The organism is Streptomyces sp. NPDC005955, assembly GCF_042871255.1.
In the GTDB taxonomy this organism is placed as follows: domain Bacteria; phylum Actinomycetota; class Actinomycetes; order Streptomycetales; family Streptomycetaceae; genus Streptomyces.
Window position 1 is genome coordinate 211,288 of the sequence record NZ_JBIAIF010000003.1, and the last position, 15,731, is coordinate 227,018.

General features: G+C 71.3%; 18 protein-coding genes. 8 read left to right on the forward strand and 10 right to left on the reverse strand.

Going from position 1 to position 15,731, the window contains the following annotated elements; all coding sequences use genetic code 11:
• Positions 1-6 precede the first annotated feature (6 nt).
• From ACFYOU_RS09370 to ACFYOU_RS09380, 3 genes are all read right to left on the reverse strand, one after another.
• A complete protein-coding gene (locus ACFYOU_RS09370; protein ID WP_391304420.1) occupies positions 7-513 on the reverse strand; it encodes a GNAT family N-acetyltransferase in 507 nt (168 codons plus the stop codon).
• Positions 510-1,073, reverse strand: coding sequence for a DUF4291 family protein (locus ACFYOU_RS09375; protein ID WP_391304422.1), 564 nt, complete (start codon positions 1,071-1,073; stop codon positions 510-512). The genes ACFYOU_RS09370 and ACFYOU_RS09375 overlap by 4 nt, the downstream gene beginning before the upstream one ends.
• 120 nt (positions 1,074-1,193) lie before the next feature.
• Positions 1,194-3,659: a phospholipase D-like domain-containing protein gene (locus ACFYOU_RS09380; protein WP_391304424.1), complete on the reverse strand. Its 2,466-nt coding sequence runs from the start codon at positions 3,657-3,659 to the stop codon at positions 1,194-1,196.
• Positions 3,660-3,966: 307 nt separating this feature from the next.
• On the opposite strand from ACFYOU_RS09380, the gene ACFYOU_RS09385 reads away from it, so the two are divergent.
• Entirely contained in the window at positions 3,967-4,635 is a 669-nt protein-coding gene (locus tag ACFYOU_RS09385; protein WP_391304426.1) for a PhzF family phenazine biosynthesis protein, read from the forward strand.
• A 69-nt stretch (positions 4,636-4,704) separates the two neighbouring features.
• Here ACFYOU_RS09385 and ACFYOU_RS09390 read toward each other — a convergent pair whose 3' ends face one another.
• The 5 genes from ACFYOU_RS09390 to map form a co-directional block, all read right to left on the reverse strand.
• Positions 4,705-5,358 (reverse strand): heme oxygenase (biliverdin-producing), encoded by a 654-nt coding sequence (locus tag ACFYOU_RS09390; RefSeq protein ID WP_389769564.1) that lies wholly within the window; start codon positions 5,356-5,358, stop codon positions 4,705-4,707.
• Positions 5,359-5,518: 160 nt separating this feature from the next.
• Positions 5,519-6,526, reverse strand: a complete 1,008-nt coding sequence (locus ACFYOU_RS09395) for a transporter (RefSeq protein WP_391304427.1) — start codon at positions 6,524-6,526, stop codon at positions 5,519-5,521.
• Positions 6,523-7,440, reverse strand: a complete 918-nt coding sequence (locus tag ACFYOU_RS09400) for an ATP-binding cassette domain-containing protein (protein ID WP_391304428.1) — start codon at positions 7,438-7,440, stop codon at positions 6,523-6,525. Before ACFYOU_RS09400 ends, ACFYOU_RS09395 begins: the two co-directional genes overlap by 4 nt.
• Positions 7,437-7,847, reverse strand: coding sequence for a GntR family transcriptional regulator (locus tag ACFYOU_RS09405; protein WP_389769555.1), 411 nt, complete (start codon positions 7,845-7,847; stop codon positions 7,437-7,439). The genes ACFYOU_RS09400 and ACFYOU_RS09405 overlap by 4 nt, the downstream gene beginning before the upstream one ends.
• A 520-nt stretch (positions 7,848-8,367) precedes the next feature.
• Entirely contained in the window at positions 8,368-9,225 is an 858-nt protein-coding gene (map, locus tag ACFYOU_RS09410; protein ID WP_389769552.1) for a type I methionyl aminopeptidase, read from the reverse strand.
• Positions 9,226-9,384: 159 nt separating this feature from the next.
• Here map and ACFYOU_RS09415 point away from each other — a divergent pair, with 159 nt between their 5' ends.
• Entirely contained in the window at positions 9,385-9,618 is a 234-nt protein-coding gene (locus ACFYOU_RS09415) for a hypothetical protein (RefSeq protein WP_389769548.1), read from the forward strand.
• A gap of 61 nt (positions 9,619-9,679) precedes the next feature.
• On the opposite strand, the gene ACFYOU_RS09420 is transcribed toward ACFYOU_RS09415, so the two are convergent.
• A complete protein-coding gene (locus ACFYOU_RS09420; protein WP_391304960.1) occupies positions 9,680-10,996 on the reverse strand; it encodes an MFS transporter in 1,317 nt (438 codons plus the stop codon).
• A 334-nt stretch (positions 10,997-11,330) separates the two neighbouring features.
• Between ACFYOU_RS09420 and ACFYOU_RS09425 the strand changes: the two genes are divergently transcribed.
• The 6 genes from ACFYOU_RS09425 to ACFYOU_RS09450 all read left to right on the forward strand — a co-directional run bounded on the left by ACFYOU_RS09425 (position 11,331) and on the right by ACFYOU_RS09450 (position 14,861).
• Complete coding sequence (locus tag ACFYOU_RS09425; protein WP_385485894.1) at positions 11,331-11,792, forward strand: TM2 domain-containing protein; 462 nt, start codon at positions 11,331-11,333, stop codon at positions 11,790-11,792.
• Positions 11,782-12,201 (forward strand): DUF2752 domain-containing protein, encoded by a 420-nt coding sequence (locus tag ACFYOU_RS09430; RefSeq protein ID WP_391304431.1) that lies wholly within the window; start codon positions 11,782-11,784, stop codon positions 12,199-12,201. The genes ACFYOU_RS09425 and ACFYOU_RS09430 overlap by 11 nt, the downstream gene beginning before the upstream one ends.
• 288 nt (positions 12,202-12,489) lie before the next feature.
• Positions 12,490-12,753, forward strand: coding sequence for a TM2 domain-containing protein (locus ACFYOU_RS09435; RefSeq protein ID WP_385485890.1), 264 nt, complete (start codon positions 12,490-12,492; stop codon positions 12,751-12,753).
• A 446-nt stretch (positions 12,754-13,199) separates the two neighbouring features.
• Positions 13,200-13,592 (forward strand): VOC family protein, encoded by a 393-nt coding sequence (locus tag ACFYOU_RS09440; protein ID WP_391304433.1) that lies wholly within the window; start codon positions 13,200-13,202, stop codon positions 13,590-13,592.
• Between the two features lie 208 nt (positions 13,593-13,800).
• Positions 13,801-14,532 carry an NADPH-dependent F420 reductase gene (gene npdG / locus ACFYOU_RS09445; protein WP_389769538.1) on the forward strand — a complete coding sequence of 244 codons (732 nt, stop codon included), beginning with the start codon at positions 13,801-13,803 and terminating at the stop codon, positions 14,530-14,532.
• 137 nt (positions 14,533-14,669) lie between these two features.
• On the forward strand, positions 14,670-14,861 hold the full coding sequence (locus tag ACFYOU_RS09450) for a hypothetical protein (RefSeq protein ID WP_389769535.1): 192 nt from the start codon (positions 14,670-14,672) through the stop codon (positions 14,859-14,861).
• A gap of 13 nt (positions 14,862-14,874) precedes the next feature.
• Here ACFYOU_RS09450 and ACFYOU_RS09455 read toward each other — a convergent pair whose 3' ends face one another.
• Positions 14,875-15,672 (reverse strand): site-2 protease family protein, encoded by a 798-nt coding sequence (locus tag ACFYOU_RS09455; RefSeq protein ID WP_391304436.1) that lies wholly within the window; start codon positions 15,670-15,672, stop codon positions 14,875-14,877.
• Positions 15,673-15,731: the final 59 nt, after the last annotated feature.

Here is a 15,731-nt window from a genome sequence, read left to right on the forward strand (position 1 = left end):
ACCAACTCACACCGCGCGCTGCATGCAGACCAGTTGATCCCGTTCGTCCCACGACTCGGTGAGGGCGAAGCCGAGCCGTTCGTACAGGGCGACGGCCCCGGTCCGCCACTTCCACACCGACAGCCGCACAGCGCTCACACCGGTCTCCGCGGCATGCGCGAGTGCGGCGCCGAGCAGGTCGGACGCGATGCCCCGGCCCCGGAACTCCGGGGACGTCCAGAGCCTCTTGATCTCCGACCGTCCACCGGCGGGGGCGGTCACCACCACGCACCCCACGGCGGTGTCCCCGCTCAGGGCCAACAGGACGCAGTCGTCGCCGAACGCGGTCCGCGGAGCCGAGATCTCGTCCCGGTAGCGGTCGGGCAACTCGTCCACGGCGGCAACGGCCCGGCCCTTCTCGGCCTCCGTCCGCAGGTGGTAGGCCGCCAACAGACCGGCCAGCCCCTGCTCAACGGCAGGGGTCCGGCCCGGCCAGCGGACGACGGCCACCTCGCCTTGATCGTTCTTGGTCACGGTCGGACCGTAACGCCTTCCAGCGCCCGGGACATCGGATAGGCGCGCTCCGCGGGAAACAGCCGTTGGGCCTTGGCGGCGTGACCGGTGCGCATCAGTGCCGCGGCCTTGCGGACCTGGGGGGTGAGGTCGGTGAGATCGACGATCCACTCGTCGGTGAACGTGCGGATCAGCTGGCGGCCGATGCCGACCTGGATGCTGTAGTGGTTCAGTGCCGCTCCCCGCGGCGAGCGTTCCGGGTCCCACTGGACGTGCACGGCCGCCCGGGCCAGCTCTGCCGGGTCACCGGTCGTCAACACGGCCCGGGACAGGGCCTCTTCCCAGCCCTCCCGAGTGATCCGCACGGCGAGAACACGTTCCTGGCCGGGCTTGCGGGCCCAGTTGCTGCGGTGCATCAGCCACCGGAACGACGGCTTGATCCACGTCATCCGCTGGAACGAGAACGGCGCGACGAACCGGCCCGCCCGCAGTGCCGCGTCAGCGATGGCGGACGGGTACGCCTGGTAGACCACGATCGTGCGGGCGTCGTAGTCGGCACGGATCTGATACGGAGGCGTCATGCGCCGCACCCTGCCATCCGGGCGGTCGACGCGGCGACCCGATTTCGTGCGGCCACGGCGGCGCCACCACCCCGGAAAGAGGAACGGACGGCGCCGTGAGGGGCGCCGTCCGTCGAGTGGTTACTTGTTGAGGAAGCCGTCCCTCAGGCGCAGCTCGTTGTACCCGTTGGCGTCGTAGTCGTCGGAGTACGTCAGTGCCAGTCGGCCGTTCGGCGCCAGCGAGACCGCGCTTTCCGTCTGGTCGTGGCCGGTGACCACGTTCATCCGGGTGGCGGGCAGACGGTCGGCGGTGCTGCCGTCCGCGTTGAAGCCACGGGCCCACACCTCCTGGTAGCTGGGGTCGTCCAGCTCCAGCCGCAGCTTCTCGCTCCAGGCGACGACGAAGTCACCGCCGTCGGAGACGGTCACGTCGGGGTCGACCTGGTCGTCGATGCGGCGCTTGTTGTCCGTGCCGGGGGTGGTGGGCACCTCCGGAGCGACCGGTGCGCCGGCCGCGGAGAACATCCGGTGGTGGACCCGTGCCTCACGAGGCGAGTTGGGGCTGCCGGTACCCGGCTTGTAGAAGTCGTCCCAGACGGCGACGGTCCGGCCGTCGGCGGCCTGCGCGACGGCGGGATTGGTCTGCTGCCCGTCGGTGAGGGAGTTCGCGACCTTGCGCGGCACGGCGAAGCCGCCCGTGGCGTTCAGCTTGGCGAGGCCGATGTTGATGCCGCCGTTGCCGTCGGCGTCCTCCTCCCACACGATCGCGGTGTTGCCCGCACCGTCGATCGCGGCGTCGGGACGGCGGTTGGAACCCGCGGTGGCCCCGGAGTTGATGGTGCTCACCTGGACGTCGGGGTGGCTCCGCGTGCCGGTGGCGCTCCAGCCGCTCGCCTTCACCTGGCTGAGGGTGGTGCCGTTGGCCGTGTCCTCCCACGCCACCGTGTAGGACCCGTCGTCCGCGACCGCCACCGTGGGCCGCAGCTGGTGACCGTCGGCGGAGGCGTGCGGACGGGGCAGCGTGGTGACGTTGCCCGCCTGGTCGATCTTGCGGACCTGGATGTTCGCGTGCTTGTTGCCGTCGGCGTCTTCCGCCCACACGACGATCGCATTGCCGTGCTGGTCCACCCCGACGTCGGGCTTCTGGTGCGACCAGGAGGTTCCCGCGGAGCCGGAGACGCTCAGCTTCGTCTCCGACCGGAGCGGCGAACCGTCCTTGTACATCCGCAGGTACACATCGGTGCCCAGCTGGGTGTCGGCGGGGTTGTGGCGGTCGCCGTGCTCGTACGCGACCGCGAGGTACGTGGAGGTTCCGGAGCCGTTCGAGGCGGTGGCGCTGGCGTGCTGGTCACCGTCCGCACCGGCATTGACCCGCGAGTAGTGCTGGGAGGTGCTGCCGTACTTGGCCGCGTCGATGTCGACCACGGAGGCCCGCAGCTTGTTGAAGTTGGCGAGGTACGCGTCGTAGACGCCCGAATCGTTGATGCGCAACATGGTCTCGTCGTTGCGCTTCAGGGCACCCATGGTGAAGTTGTGGGAACCGGTGTACGTGCGCTGGACGCGCTGGCCCTGGGTGTTCTCCCACTCGGTGAGCAAGTACTTCGAGTGCACCGTGCCGTAGTTGCACGAGTGCTTCGTGGTGTAACGGCAGCCGCCGGGGCGCATGCCGTAGGCGTTGACGTTGGTCTTGGTCATGTCGTTGACGCCGGCGTTCCCGTCGAGGCCGTCCACGTCGCGGACCACGGCGTCGATGACACAGCCCGCGGCGCGCTGGTCCCGCAGGGCCTGGTAGAGCTGGGGACGCAGATTGTTGACGTCCCCGTTCAGCGACGAGGTCGACAGCCGGATGCGGCCGTTCCTGGCGCAGTCCACCTTCCTGATCTGCTCGGCGACGATGTCGTCCGCCCGGGGGAAGAAGTACGCCTCCACCGGTGCGTTCAGATCGTCGACGGCGTTGTCGTAGTCGGCGTCGGTGGTAGCGGTCGAGTGCGAGACCTGCCGGTTGAAGGCCGCACGGTACTTGGCCGCGAGGGAGGCGTTGCCCGAGATGGTGATGGCGTTGTTGAGCTCGCCGTTCTGGCTCGGGGTCATGTTCTGGGAGGACTGCCAGACCACGTTGGTGCGGCCGTCGTTCAGCGCGTCGAAGACGACGAACTTGTTGTGGTTGATGGCAGTGGTGGTGTTGGTGGCGTTGAGGCAGCCCCTCTTGCACTGGGTCAGCTTGCTGTTACCCGTCAGACCACTGATCAGGCTCGTCGGCTCACTTGCAAAGTCTTCTACGACGACCTTCACCGTGACGTTCCGGTTGTGCGCCTCGAGTAGCTTCTTCTCTATCTCGGGGGGCTTCGGAACAGCGGGATCGTAGTTGTCGCCGAGCATGTACATGCTCATGTACAGCGTGCTGCCCGGCTTGGCGAGGTCGATCAGGGTGCCGAGGCCCGTGCTGATCGAGGTGTCGTAGGGGCCCTCCGGCTTGGTGTAGTTGAAGGTCGCCGTGTAGTTGCCCGTGGTGACCTCCTCGGCCTGGGCGGCCGTGGGAGTCAGCAGGGTCACCCCCAGTGCGGCGGTGGCGAGGGCCACGAGGCTTCGGCTGGTGCGTCTGCGCAAAGTACCTGTCCAATCCGTTGACGTGCGGAAACAGCGGAACTGTAATCGCATTTTGCGATCATGAACGCTGGCCTTCCACCCCCTCACCCCCCAACCGACCGTGTGGCACGCGGACGCCCACCGGGACCCACCGACCAGGTGCACGCGGAACTGCGCACCCCCCGGCGCACGTTGCGGAACGACGCTGGCGCAGCCGGTCGCACCGGAGGGAGCGGGGAACTGCGCGCGGACACCCCCACACCGGCGGATGCCCGCGAGGTCGACCGCCGGATTTCCGAGTGGCCCGCCGCCCAGGCACAATGCACCGGTGACCCAACTCGACGTACTACGAGTCTTCTGCGGCCCCGACGGCGCCAGGGGCGGCAACGAGCTGGGCGTCGTCCGGGACGGCACCCCCCTCCCCCAGGAGGCGTCCCGCCAGAAGATCGCGGGCAAGCTCGGGTTCAGCGAGACCGTCTTCGTGGACGACCCCGAGCGCGGCGCGATCGACATCTACACCCCCACCCTGCGCCTCCCGTTCGCGGGGCACCCCTGCGTCGGCGCGGCCTGGCTGCTGGACGTGCCCGAACTCGTCACCCCCGCCGGTGTGGTGGGCGCCCGCCAGGACGGGGAGTTCTCCTGGATCGAGGCGCTCCCCGAGTGGGCACCCGAACGCACCCTGCGGCAGTACGGGTCGGCCGCGGAGGTGGACGCCCTGGAGGTGCCGCCGCCCGGCGAGTGGATCTACGCCTGGGCGTGGGAGGACGAACGGGCGGGCCGGATCAGGGCGCGGGCCTTCCCCGGCCGTGACGACGGCATCCAGGAGGACGAGGCGACCGGCGCGGCGGCCCTGCTGCTGACCGCGGAACTGGGCCGCGCCCTGAACATCCGCCAGGGTTCCGGTTCCCAGCTCCTGACCGCCCCGCAGCCCTACGGGTGGGTGGAGGTCGGGGGCCGCGTCCGGCTGGTCCAGTCGGACGTGCCGCTGCCCGACTAGCGCGCACGTCGAAGGCCCCGCGCCCCCGGACGGAACCGGGGCGCGGGGCCTTCGACGTGCGGTGACGGCTCAGGCGCTGAGCGGGAACTCCTCGCCCAGGGCGTGGAACACGGCCGTGTTGAGTGCGAACGCCCGCTTGCACTCGATGACGATCCGCTGCTTCTCCAGGTCGTCGGCCTGCACCCCGTCCAGCAGTTCGCGGTAGTTCCGCTTGAACGCGGCCGGGTTGGTGATCTCGTCGAAGACGTAGAACCGGACGCCGTCGCCCTTGCGGGCGAAGCCCCACGCCTTCTCGGCGCGGTCCCGGATGATCTGCCCGCCGGAGAGGTCGCCGAGGTAGCGGGTGTAGTGGTGGGCGACGTAGCCCGCGGGCCACTCCCGCACGCACTGCGCGACCCGGTCCGCGTACGCGGTGGTCGCGGGCAGCGGGGTCAGACCCGTGCGCCAGGAGGAGCCGCGCAGATGGGCGAGGTCCCGCTCCAGCGCCTCGCGCCGCATCAGCTCGGGCTGCACGAACGGGCCCGCGACGGGGTCGTTGCGCAGGGAGTCCGCACCGTCCTCCAGCGCCCGGTACACGAACCAGAGCTGCTCGGTGTAGCGGGCGTAGGCGTCGATTCCGAGCCGTCCGCCGAGCAGGTCGCCCATGAAGGAGGAGGTCTCCGCCTCGGTGTGGGCGTCCTGGGACGCGGTGCGGATGAGCGAGGAGAACGACGTCGTGTCCATGGGACCTCCGGGAGCCGGCGAGACGGGGAACGGGGAGCGGCGTGCCCCGATCATCTATGGTTAGGCTAACCTAAGTCAACAGGATTCCGACAGGCTGTCGGGAAAAAATGTACCCGGACGGGGGCGTGTTGGTCACCCCCGTCCGGGAAGCATTTCCCCCTCAGGCCGGGCGCCTGCGCAGCCATGCCGTGCCGCCCCAGGTCAGCAATCCGGCGAGCAGGACGTAGATCCCCGCCTCCAGGAGCTGGAACGTCCAGTACCGGTCCTTCGGCTGGTAGGCCACGTCGACCCGGATCTTCATCGCCTCGATGCAATCCGCCCGGGGCGGGAATCCCTGGTGGGCGCAGATCTCCGCGCCCCTCGCGACCTTCCCCGAGGCGTTGACGGCGGTGCCCGGCCCGGACACCACCCAGTCGCCCGCCATCGAGACGGTCACCTCCAGGCGGGTGTCGCTGCCGGAACCCCGGTGCCGGAGGCCCACGCCCGTGATCCCGGACTTCGACCAGTCCTCGGGACCGGTCACCGGCACCGTCGCGGTGGTCGGCGTCATGAGGTGCGGGCGCACCGCCAGCGGGACCAGGAGCTGCACCCCCAGCACCACGGCCATCGTGACGACCACGGCGGGCATCGTGCGGCGGACCAGCAGCCCCGTGCACGCCCCCACCGCGAAGGCGAAGGCCGCGTAGCCGAGCGGCACCACTCCGCGCGCCTCGAAGACCAAGGGGGTGAACCGGTCCTGGGCGATCGCGTCGATCGGCCGCGCCCACCAGGTCACCATCAGACTGAGCACCCCCGTGACCAGCACCGCGGCGGCGCCCACGATCAGCAACCGGACCAGCAGCCAACGGGTCCGGGAGATGCTCTGGTTCCAGATGAGCCGGTGCGTCCCGCTCTCCACCTCACGCGCGACCAGGGGAGCGCCCCACACCATTCCCAGCAGCGCGGGCGCCGCGATGAGCACCGCCCCGACCAGGCCGGCCAGCGTCTGTTGTTCCTGGACGTACGAGTTGAGCGAGTCCCCGCACCCGCTGCCGCAGGCGGCCCGGATCTCCGCGAAGCCGGCGCGCATGTTCCGGCCGGTGACCAGCAGGAACACCCCGAACGCGGCGAGCGCGCCCAGTGCCACGGCGCCCTGCATCCGGAACTGCCGCCAGGTCAGCCACATCATGGGCGGACCCCCTGTTCCCGGTCCTGCTTCCGCCGTGCGCCCGCGGTCCTGCCCTGCGGGTCCTGGGCCATGTAGAGGAGGACGAGGTCCTCCAGTCCCAGCGGCTCCATCTCCCACGCCGGATCGGGCACGTCGATGACCGACCGCACCACGAAGGTGCTCTGCCGCTCGGTGTGCTGTTCCCGGACCACCTCCAGCCCCGGCGGCAGCGAGCCGGGGTCCCGGCGGGCGGTGGTGAGCCGGAAGTGCGTAGCGAGCAGGTCCTCCACGTCCCCGGCGAGTCGGACCCGCGAGCCGACCAGGGTGACCAGGTGGTCGCAGGTGCGCTCCAGATCGGTGATCAGGTGCGAGGAGAGGATCACGGAGGTCCCGTACTCCGCCACGTGCTCCATCAGTCCCTGGTGGAACTCCCGCCGGGCCAACGGGTCCAGCGCGGCCACCGGTTCGTCGAGGATCAACAGATCGGGCCGCTTGGCGACGGCCAGGGTGAGGGCGAGTTGTGAGCGCTGGCCCCCGGACAGTCCCCCCGCCCGTTGTTCGGGGTCGAGGCCGAGGCGGGCGATCCGTCGTGCCGCGAGCGGGGCGTCCCAGCCCGGGTTCAGCCGCTCGCCGAGCCGTAAGTGCTCGGAGACGGTCAGCCGCGCGTACACGGGACTGTCCTGGGCGACGAAGCCGACCCGGGCGAGCTGGGCGGGGCCGCTGCCGGGTCGTTCGCCGAGTACGCGCAGGGTGCCCGAGGTGGGGGTGAGCAGCCCGCAGGCGAGTTGCAACAGGGTGGACTTCCCCGCCCCGTTCGGCCCGACGAGACCGACCACGTGACCGGCGGGCACGCTGAGGGTGCAGTCGCTGAGCGCGGTGCGTCGGCCGTACCGCTTGGTGAGCCCGGTGGCCTCCAGTGCCGGCGCCGTGTTCATCGTGCGGCCCCCGTCTCCGGCAGGGGGTCACCGGTGCGGTCCCCGAGCGTGCTCTGGAACAGCGCCTCGATGCTCTCCTCGGCGAGCCCCGCCGCCCGCGCCCGGGCCAGCCAGTCGACCAGTTCGTGCCGGAGCGGTGCGTACTCGGGGCGGACGGTGTCGTCCAGGGTGCGGGTGACGAAGGTGCCGACTCCGGGCCTGGGTGCGACCAGTCCCGCGTACTCCAGTTCGCGGTACGCCTTGAGCACGGTGTTGGGGTTCACCGCCATCTGTGCGGCGACCTCCTTGACGGTCGGCAGTCGGTCGCCCTCCGTCAGTACGCCCAGTCGCAGCGCCCGGTGGACCTGGTCGACGAGCTGTCGGTAGGGCGGCACGCCCGATCGCGTGTCGAGGTGGAACTCGATCATGCTGTCCCTCGCTCCTCTCTATTCATCTAGCTAACTAGCACTATAGAACCATAGAGCAAGTAGGAGTCACGTGAACGGGACGTGCACTGCTCCCGCGCGGGTGCGTCGTTGGTTGCTCGCGCAGTTCCCCGCGCCCCTTTCGGGCGTGTCCTGGTGGGGGTGCGCTGCTCCCGCGCGGGTGTGTCGTGGTTGCTCGCGCAGTTCCCCGCGCCCCTGAGGTGCGTCCCTGCCGGGGTGCGTTGTTCAGCGGGGTGCGTCGCGGTGGCCGGGTCGTGCCGCAGGCGACGGCGCACCCCGAGCGAGACGCCCCGATCAGGGGCGCGGGGAACTGCGCAGAACCAGGGCGCACCCGCGCGGAACAGCGAACCCGCACCGGAACGCACCCGAAGGGGGCGCGGGGAACTGCGCGAGCAACCACGACGCACCCGCAGGTTCCCGACAGGGGGACGCACAGCGAAGAGCCCGCCCCCGGACGAGAAACCGGGAACGGGCTCAAGCAAGAGCGGGTGCAGCCGAAGGGCTACGGCAACGTAAGGATCTCCGTACCACTGTCGGTGACGACCAACGTGTGTTCGAACTGCGCGGTCCGCCGCCGATCCTTCGTGACGACGGTCCACCCGTCGTCCCACAGGTCGTACTCGTGCGTGCCGAGCGTCAGCATCGGCTCGATCGTGAACGTCATCCCCGGCTGGATCACCGTCGTGGCGTGCGGACTGTCGTAGTGCGGGACGATCAGACCGGAGTGGAACGACGTGTTGATGCCGTGCCCCGTGAAGTCCCGGACGACCCCGTACCCGAACCGCTTGGCGTACGACTCGATGACCCGCCCGATCACATTGATCTGCCGGCCCGGCCGCACCGCCTTGATCGCCCGGTCCAAGGACTCCCGGGTCCGCTCCACGAGCAGCCGCGACTCCTCGTCCACGTCCCCGACGAAGTACGTGGCGTTGTTGTCGCCGTGCACCCCGCCGATGAACGCGGTGACGTCCAGATTGACGATGTCGCCGTCGCGCAGCACCGTCGAGTCGGGGATGCCGTGGCAGATCACCTCGTTGACGGAGGTGCACAGCGACTTCGGGAACCCCCGGTAACCCAGGGTGGACGGGTAGGCGCCGTGGTCGCACAGGTACTCGTGCGCGACCCGGTCGAGCGCGTCCGTGGTCACACCGGGCGCGATGGCGCTCGCCGCCTCGGCCATGGCCCGCGCGGCGATGCCGCCCGCGATCCGCATCCGCTCGATGGTCTCGGCGTCCTGGACCTCGGAGCCGGTGTACGGGGCGGGGCCGGGCTTGCCCACGTACGCCGGACGGATGATGTGCCCCGGGACGGTACGGGTGGGGGAGAGCTCGCCGGGCACGAGCAGTGGCTGCGCAGACATGCAGCGAGTGTAGCCAGCCCGGACCGGGCGGCATGGCCCGAACGTCTGCCGGGTAGGCGGTCAGCGGTACCGCAACGGCGGGTGCCGACCTCGACCCCGTCCACAGGGTCCCGCCGGGCGCGACGGGCGCGAAGTGCGCCAGGAGAGGAAGATGGGCACATGGCGCTGTTCAAGAAGCGGGCGGTGGGCAAGCCGGGGGAGTGGTACTACTGCCTGGAGCACCAGAAGGTGGAGGAGGGCCCCGAGTGTCCCGCCAAGGACCGGCTCGGGCCGTACCCCTCCGCCGAGGAGGCCCGGGCGGCGATGGAGATCGCCCGCGAGCGCAACCACGAGTGGGAGAACGACCCGCGCTGGCACGATGCGGTGGCCCGCGGCGAGGACGACGACCGCTGACCCCGCCGTGACACGGCACCGTCCCGGCGCGGGGGCGTGACACCCCCGCACCACCGGAACCTCACGCCCCCGCGTCCCCGGAGCCGGACACCCCGGCCGGCCCGACCGACCCGGGGGCGTCCGGCGAACCGGCCGCCCCCGCGGTCGCGGCCTTCTTGCGCAGGGCGTCGGGATCGGTCTCCGCGTCGTACGTGAACAGCTTCGGCAGGGTGGCCGACAGCAGGGCGACCGAGGCCACGCAGGCCAGCCCGCCGGACCAGAACGCCGCCCGGGTCCCCGTCCAGCTCGCCATCGCGCCCGCGCGGACCTGCCCGAGCTGCGGACCCACGCTGTACGACAGCACCTCGATGCCCGCCAGCCGGCCGCGCAGGTGGTCCGGGATCGTCTGGTTCCAGATGGTGCTCCGGCCCAGCCCGCTGATCAGGTCGCCGGCCCCGGCGAACGCGAGGCACAACAGCACCGGCCACACCGTGTCGAACCAGCCCGCCGCCGCGATGGACAGCCCCCACAGGGTGGCGCCGCCGATCACCAGCAGACCGTGCCGCCGGGAGCGGGAGAGCCAGCCGCTGGTGAGACTGACGGCCAGCGAGCCGATCGCCCCCGCCGCGTACATCAGCCCGAGCGCCCACTCGGCGTCCAACTCGTCGGCGAGGAAGGGGAAGATGACGTTCGGGAAGGCGAAGAACATCGCCGCGAGGTCGATCGCGTACGTGCCCACCAGCACGGGACGCGACCAGGCGTACCGTGCACCCTCCGTGAGCGCGCGCAGGGACGGCTTCTCGGCGTCGTGGGACGGCGGCGCGGGAGCGAGACGTCGACACATCACCACCGACACCACGAACGTGAACAGGGTGATCCCGTACGCCGCCGCGCTGCCCCAGAACGCCACGACGACCCCCGCCAGCGTCGGGCCCGCGATCTCCCCGGCCTGCCAGCGCAGGGAGTTGAGGGCCGCCGCCGCGGCGAGTTGATCGTGCGGGACGATCCGGGCTATCAGCGAGTCCAGCGCCGGACGCTGGAGGCCGACCAGCGCGGCGACGCCCGCGGCCACCAGGTACAGCGGCCACAGCATCGGCTCCGGCAACAACGCGTTCACCAGAAGGATCAGAGCCAGGAACCCGAGCCCCGCCTCCGTCGCGACGATCACCTTGCGACGGTCCACCGCATCGGCGAGGGCGCCCCCGTACAGTCCGAAGACGACCAGCGGCACCAGTTCGACCGCACCCATCGCCCCGACCGCCAGGGGGGACCCCGTCAGGTCCTTGATCTGGAGGGGCAGCGCGATGAGCGCCATCGCCGCACCGCAGTAGGTGATCAGGCCCTGGGTCCACAACAGCCGGAAGTCCGGGGTGGACCGCCAGGGCGCGAGGTCGGGCAGGAGGGAACGGAGCCGACCCGGCGGGGCGGGGTCCGGGGACGCCGGGGCCCCGGGAGTGACGGACTGCGGCGGTTCGTCGGGCCTGACGGGGTCGGGAGTCACGCGTCCCCATCTTCCGGGGTGAGCCGACCCGCCGGCAAACGGATTTCCGCCCCCGCCGGTCGACCCGGCCGGAATTCCCCCGTCCGCCCGGACCGTCCCGTCACGGCGGTCACCCCCGTACCGGACTGCGGGCCTCCACCGTCCGGGGATTTCCCCGAGGCCGTTCCGTCCTGCAAGATGACCCGAGATTTCGTCCCCGTCAGCGCGTCAGCGCGCACCGGAAGCAGGAGCCTTGAGCGAGCAGCCTCCCCAGCCCCCGTCCGGCCACCCGGGCTACCCGGGCCCCGGCCCGAACGACCAGAACCCGTACGGTGCCCCCACGCCCAACCCCTACCAGCAGCAGGCCCCGCCGCCGCAGCCCGGCTACGGCTATCCGCAGCAGGCGGGCTACGGGTACCCGCAGCAGGGCGGCTACGTGCCCCCGGGCACGTACACGGGCGACCCCAACGCCCCCTACGGCTACGACCCCATGGGCCGTCCGTACTCCGAGAAGTCGAAGGTCGTCGCCGGGGTGCTCTCGCTGCTCCTGGGCAGCTTCGGCGTCGGACGCTTCTACATAGGTCACGTCGGTCTGGGTCTCGCCCAGCTCTTCACCTGCGGTGGACTGGGCATCTGGGCCCTCATCGACGGCATCGTCATCCTCGCCGGCAGCGACACGACCGACTCCCAGGGACGGCCGCTGCGTGGCGGCTGACACCCCGGTCGCGCGCGGTGCGGCGGCGCGGCTCCTGCGGAACCCGGCGGTGGCACCCGTGGTGGTGCTCACCGCCGGGCTACTGGGCGCCGGCTACCTGTACGTCACCGATCCGCACGAGGGCGGCCAGTTCCTGCCGCGCTGCCCGTTCCGCCTGGTCACGGGCTTGCTCTGCCCCGCCTGCGGGGGGACCCGCATGGTCTACGACCTGATGCACGGTCACTTCGCCGCCGCCTGGGCCGACAACCGGATGCTGCTGCTCGCCGCGCCCTTCGCCCTGGCGCTCCTGGGCCGCTGGGCCTTCGAGGGGCTGCGCGGACGTCGCTGGCGGCCCGCGTTCAGCCGGCGGACCCAGATCGTGATCCTCTCCGTCGCGGTGCTGTGGACCGTGGTGCGCAACACCGTGTGACCCCGCGCCGCGTGACCCCCCGCGCCGTGTGACCTCGCGCACAGCTGCCGGGTCCCGCCGGACGGCGGCCGGGGCTACCCGTCGGAAGAGTGTCGTGAATCACTGGTTTGATCACGGTACGGGCACGATCTCCCGCACCCCCTCCCGCTAGGGGCGCCGCGCTCTTTACGCTGCCACGTCACAGGGGGGCGATGCAGAGTGCGGCGGTCTACGCCGGGCTTTCCTCCTGCGTTCGTACCGGAACAATCAGATTCGGTACCAGTTCCGCTCAAACCAGGAGAAACACTCATGGCCGTCCCCACGCCTGACGCCCCCTTCGGGTACGACCCCCAGGGCCGTCCCTACTCGGACAAGTCCAAGATCGTCGCCGGCATCCTCCAGCTGTTCCTGGGCACGCTCGGCATCGGGCGCTTCTACGTCGGCTCCGTCGGCGTCGGTGTCGCTCAGCTCCTCACCTGCGGTGGTCTGGGCATATGGGCCCTCATCGACGGCATCCTGTTCCTCACGAGCAGCGACCGCACCGACAAGGACGGCCGCGTCCTGCGCGGCTGAGTCCTCGCCGCTCCCGGCCGCCGCTGCGGTCAGGGTTCCCGGGCACCCACCCGGGAGTGATCCGCCACGACGCCACCGCTGCCCGGCCGCTCCCCGGCAGCGCGAGCGTCGTGACGTGAGGGCGCGTAGCCCGGTCCACGGCGGACGGCGGACGTCCGCACACGTGAAGCGCACGGCCCCGGTCGTGCGGTCACTCGCCCCGGGGGGGATCCGGGGGGACCAGAACGTCGGGGGAACCACACGGACGACACCGGCGACGCGCCCGACGAAGCACCGCTCCGGCTCGACCGGCGCGACCCACCCCGACCGGCTACCGATCACCCGGTGACCGACGAGCGCACCCCGAGGGAGGTGTGCGGGCCGACAACGGCCCGCACACCTCCCTCACCCGTTGGCCGCCACAATCAGGACCGCAGCCGTCCTAGTCGCGTCATAACGTCTCGCGCATGAGCACTGGCACGACACCCACGCCCCCGCCCGCGATCCGCTTCTCGGTGGTCACCTTCGACTGCCCGGACCCCGCCGAACTGGCCCGCTTCTACGGCGACGCCCTCGATCTGCCCGTCGCCTACTCCACCGACGACTTCGTCCTGCTCGCCCGGGAGGGCTCGGTCGGGCTGGGCCTCAACCGTCTGGTCGACTACCGGCGCCCCACCTGGCCGGACCCCTCCCAGGAGAAACAGGCCCACCTGGAACTGGGGGTCGACGACCTGGACGCCGCCCAGGCCCGGCTGCTCGCGCTGGGAGCCGTGGAGCCCGCGGTCCAGCCGGAACCCGACCGGTGGCGCGTCCTGCTGGACCCCGCGGGCCACCCGTTCTGCATCACCACGGTGGTCTGAGCCCGATCGGCGGGGCCGCGCGAGGCCCGCAACGGCCCGCGCGGCCCGGCCGCCTCGAACCGAACGCACCGTCCGGGACGGGGAGTTGGGTCGCCATCCGCTGGTGTGCCGGGCGGTCGGTGCGGTCGCCGGCGGTGCGAGCTCCGCCGTGCGCGGCCGTGAGGTCCGCCACGCTGAACGAGATCACCGCGACGCATAGGGTCGGGGCATGACTTCTACCGACAGCGCACCGTCCGCTTCCCCCACGCCCCCTCCCGCGAAGGCGCCCGCCAAGGACCCCCGGGAGCTGCCCGACGTCTCCGGGCTCGTCGTCGGCGTGCTCGGCGGCACCGGCGACCAGGGGCGCGGCCTCGCCTACCGGCTGGCCCGCGCCGGCCAGCGGGTGGTCATCGGGTCCCGGGCCGCCGAACGGGCCGAGGCCGCCGCCGCGGAACTCGGCCTCGGGATCGAGGGCGCCGACAACGCGGAGTGCGCCCGGCGCAGCGACGTCGTGATCATCGCGGTGCCGTGGGACGGCCACGCCAAGACCCTGGAATCGCTGCGCGACGAACTGCGCGGCAAGATCGTCGTCGACTGCGTCAACCCGCTCGGCTTCGACAAGCAGGGCGCCTACGCGCTCAAGCCCGAGGAGGGCAGCGCCGCCCAGCAGGCTGCCGCGCTGCTCCCGGAGTCCCGGGTCACCGCCGCCTTCCACCACCTGTCGGCGGTCCTGCTCCAGGACACCTCGATCGAGGAGATCGACACCGACGTCATGGTGCTCGGGGAGGACCGCGCCGACACCGACGTCGTCCAGGCCCTCGCCGGACGGGTCCCCGGGATGCGCGGGGTGTTCGCCGGTCGGCTGCGGGGCGCCCACCAGGTCGAGTCGCTGGTGGCCAACCTGATCTCCGTCAACCGTCGCTACAAGGCGCACGCCGGACTGCGGATCACGGACGTCTGACCGGCGCGCGGATCGGCCGGCCCGCCCGTCACCCGTACGGGCACCGGGCGCGGTGGACGCGCGGGGGGCGTGCGGGCGGCCCCGGGCCATGGGGGACACTGGAGCGAAGCAGTGTCCCCCGACAGGAGCCGACCCCCATGTCCCGCCTCGCCCTCTTCGCCCTCGTGGTCTGCCTGCTCGCCGTCGCCGCGGCGGTCGTGTCGTTCGTCAACGGCAGCTGGCTCGGCGTCCTGTGGGTGCTGATGGCGGGACTGTCGTCCAACATGGCCTGGTACTACGTGCGGCGCGACCGGCTGCGGGCCCGCACCGCCCCGACCACCGGCGGCTGATCCCCCGCGGGGCTCACAACGCCTCGCACAGCGGATTCGTGTCCCGCCAGAACCGGAACAGGTCGTACCCGCAGTACGTCTCTAGGTCCCCGACGCACAGCGAGCGCAACAGCGCGTCGACCACGTCGAAGAACGTCCGGTTGACCTCGGGGATCCACAGCACCGCGAAGACGAACAGCAGACCGAACGGTGCGAACGGCTCCACCTGGCGCCGCACCCGGTGCGACAGCCACGGCTCGATGACGCCGTAACCGTCGAGGCCCGGCACCGGCAGGAAGTTCAGGATCGCCGCGGTGACCTGGAGCAGCGCCAGGAACCCCAGCGCGTAGCGGAACGTCGCCGGGACCCCGTCCAGCACGTCCAGCCAGAACGGCGCCGTGCACACGACGGCGAACAGCACGTTCGTCAGCGGCCCGGCCGCCGAGATCAGGCTGTGCTTCCACCGCCCCTGGATGCGGTGGCGCTCGATGAAGACGGCACCGCCCGGCAGACCGATCCCGCCCATGATCACGAACAGCACCGGCAGCACGACGCTCAGCAGGGCGTGCGTGTACTTCAGCGGGTTCAGCGTCAGATAACCCTTGGCCCCGATCGTGAGGTCACCGCCGTGCAGCGCGGTGCGCGCGTGCGCGTACTCGTGCAGGCACAGCGAGACGATCCACGCGCCGGTCACGAACAGGAACACCGCGAGGCCGGGCACCTGGGCGAAGTCCGTCCAGGTCGCCCACCCCGCGACGGCGGTCACGGCGACGATCCCCAGGAACACGGGGCTGATCCGGCGGTCGCCGCGGGGGATCGTAGCGGTGGTCATCTCACACGTCTCCTGGGTACGGACGGGGCGGTACACGGCACCGGGCCGGCATCCGCCGC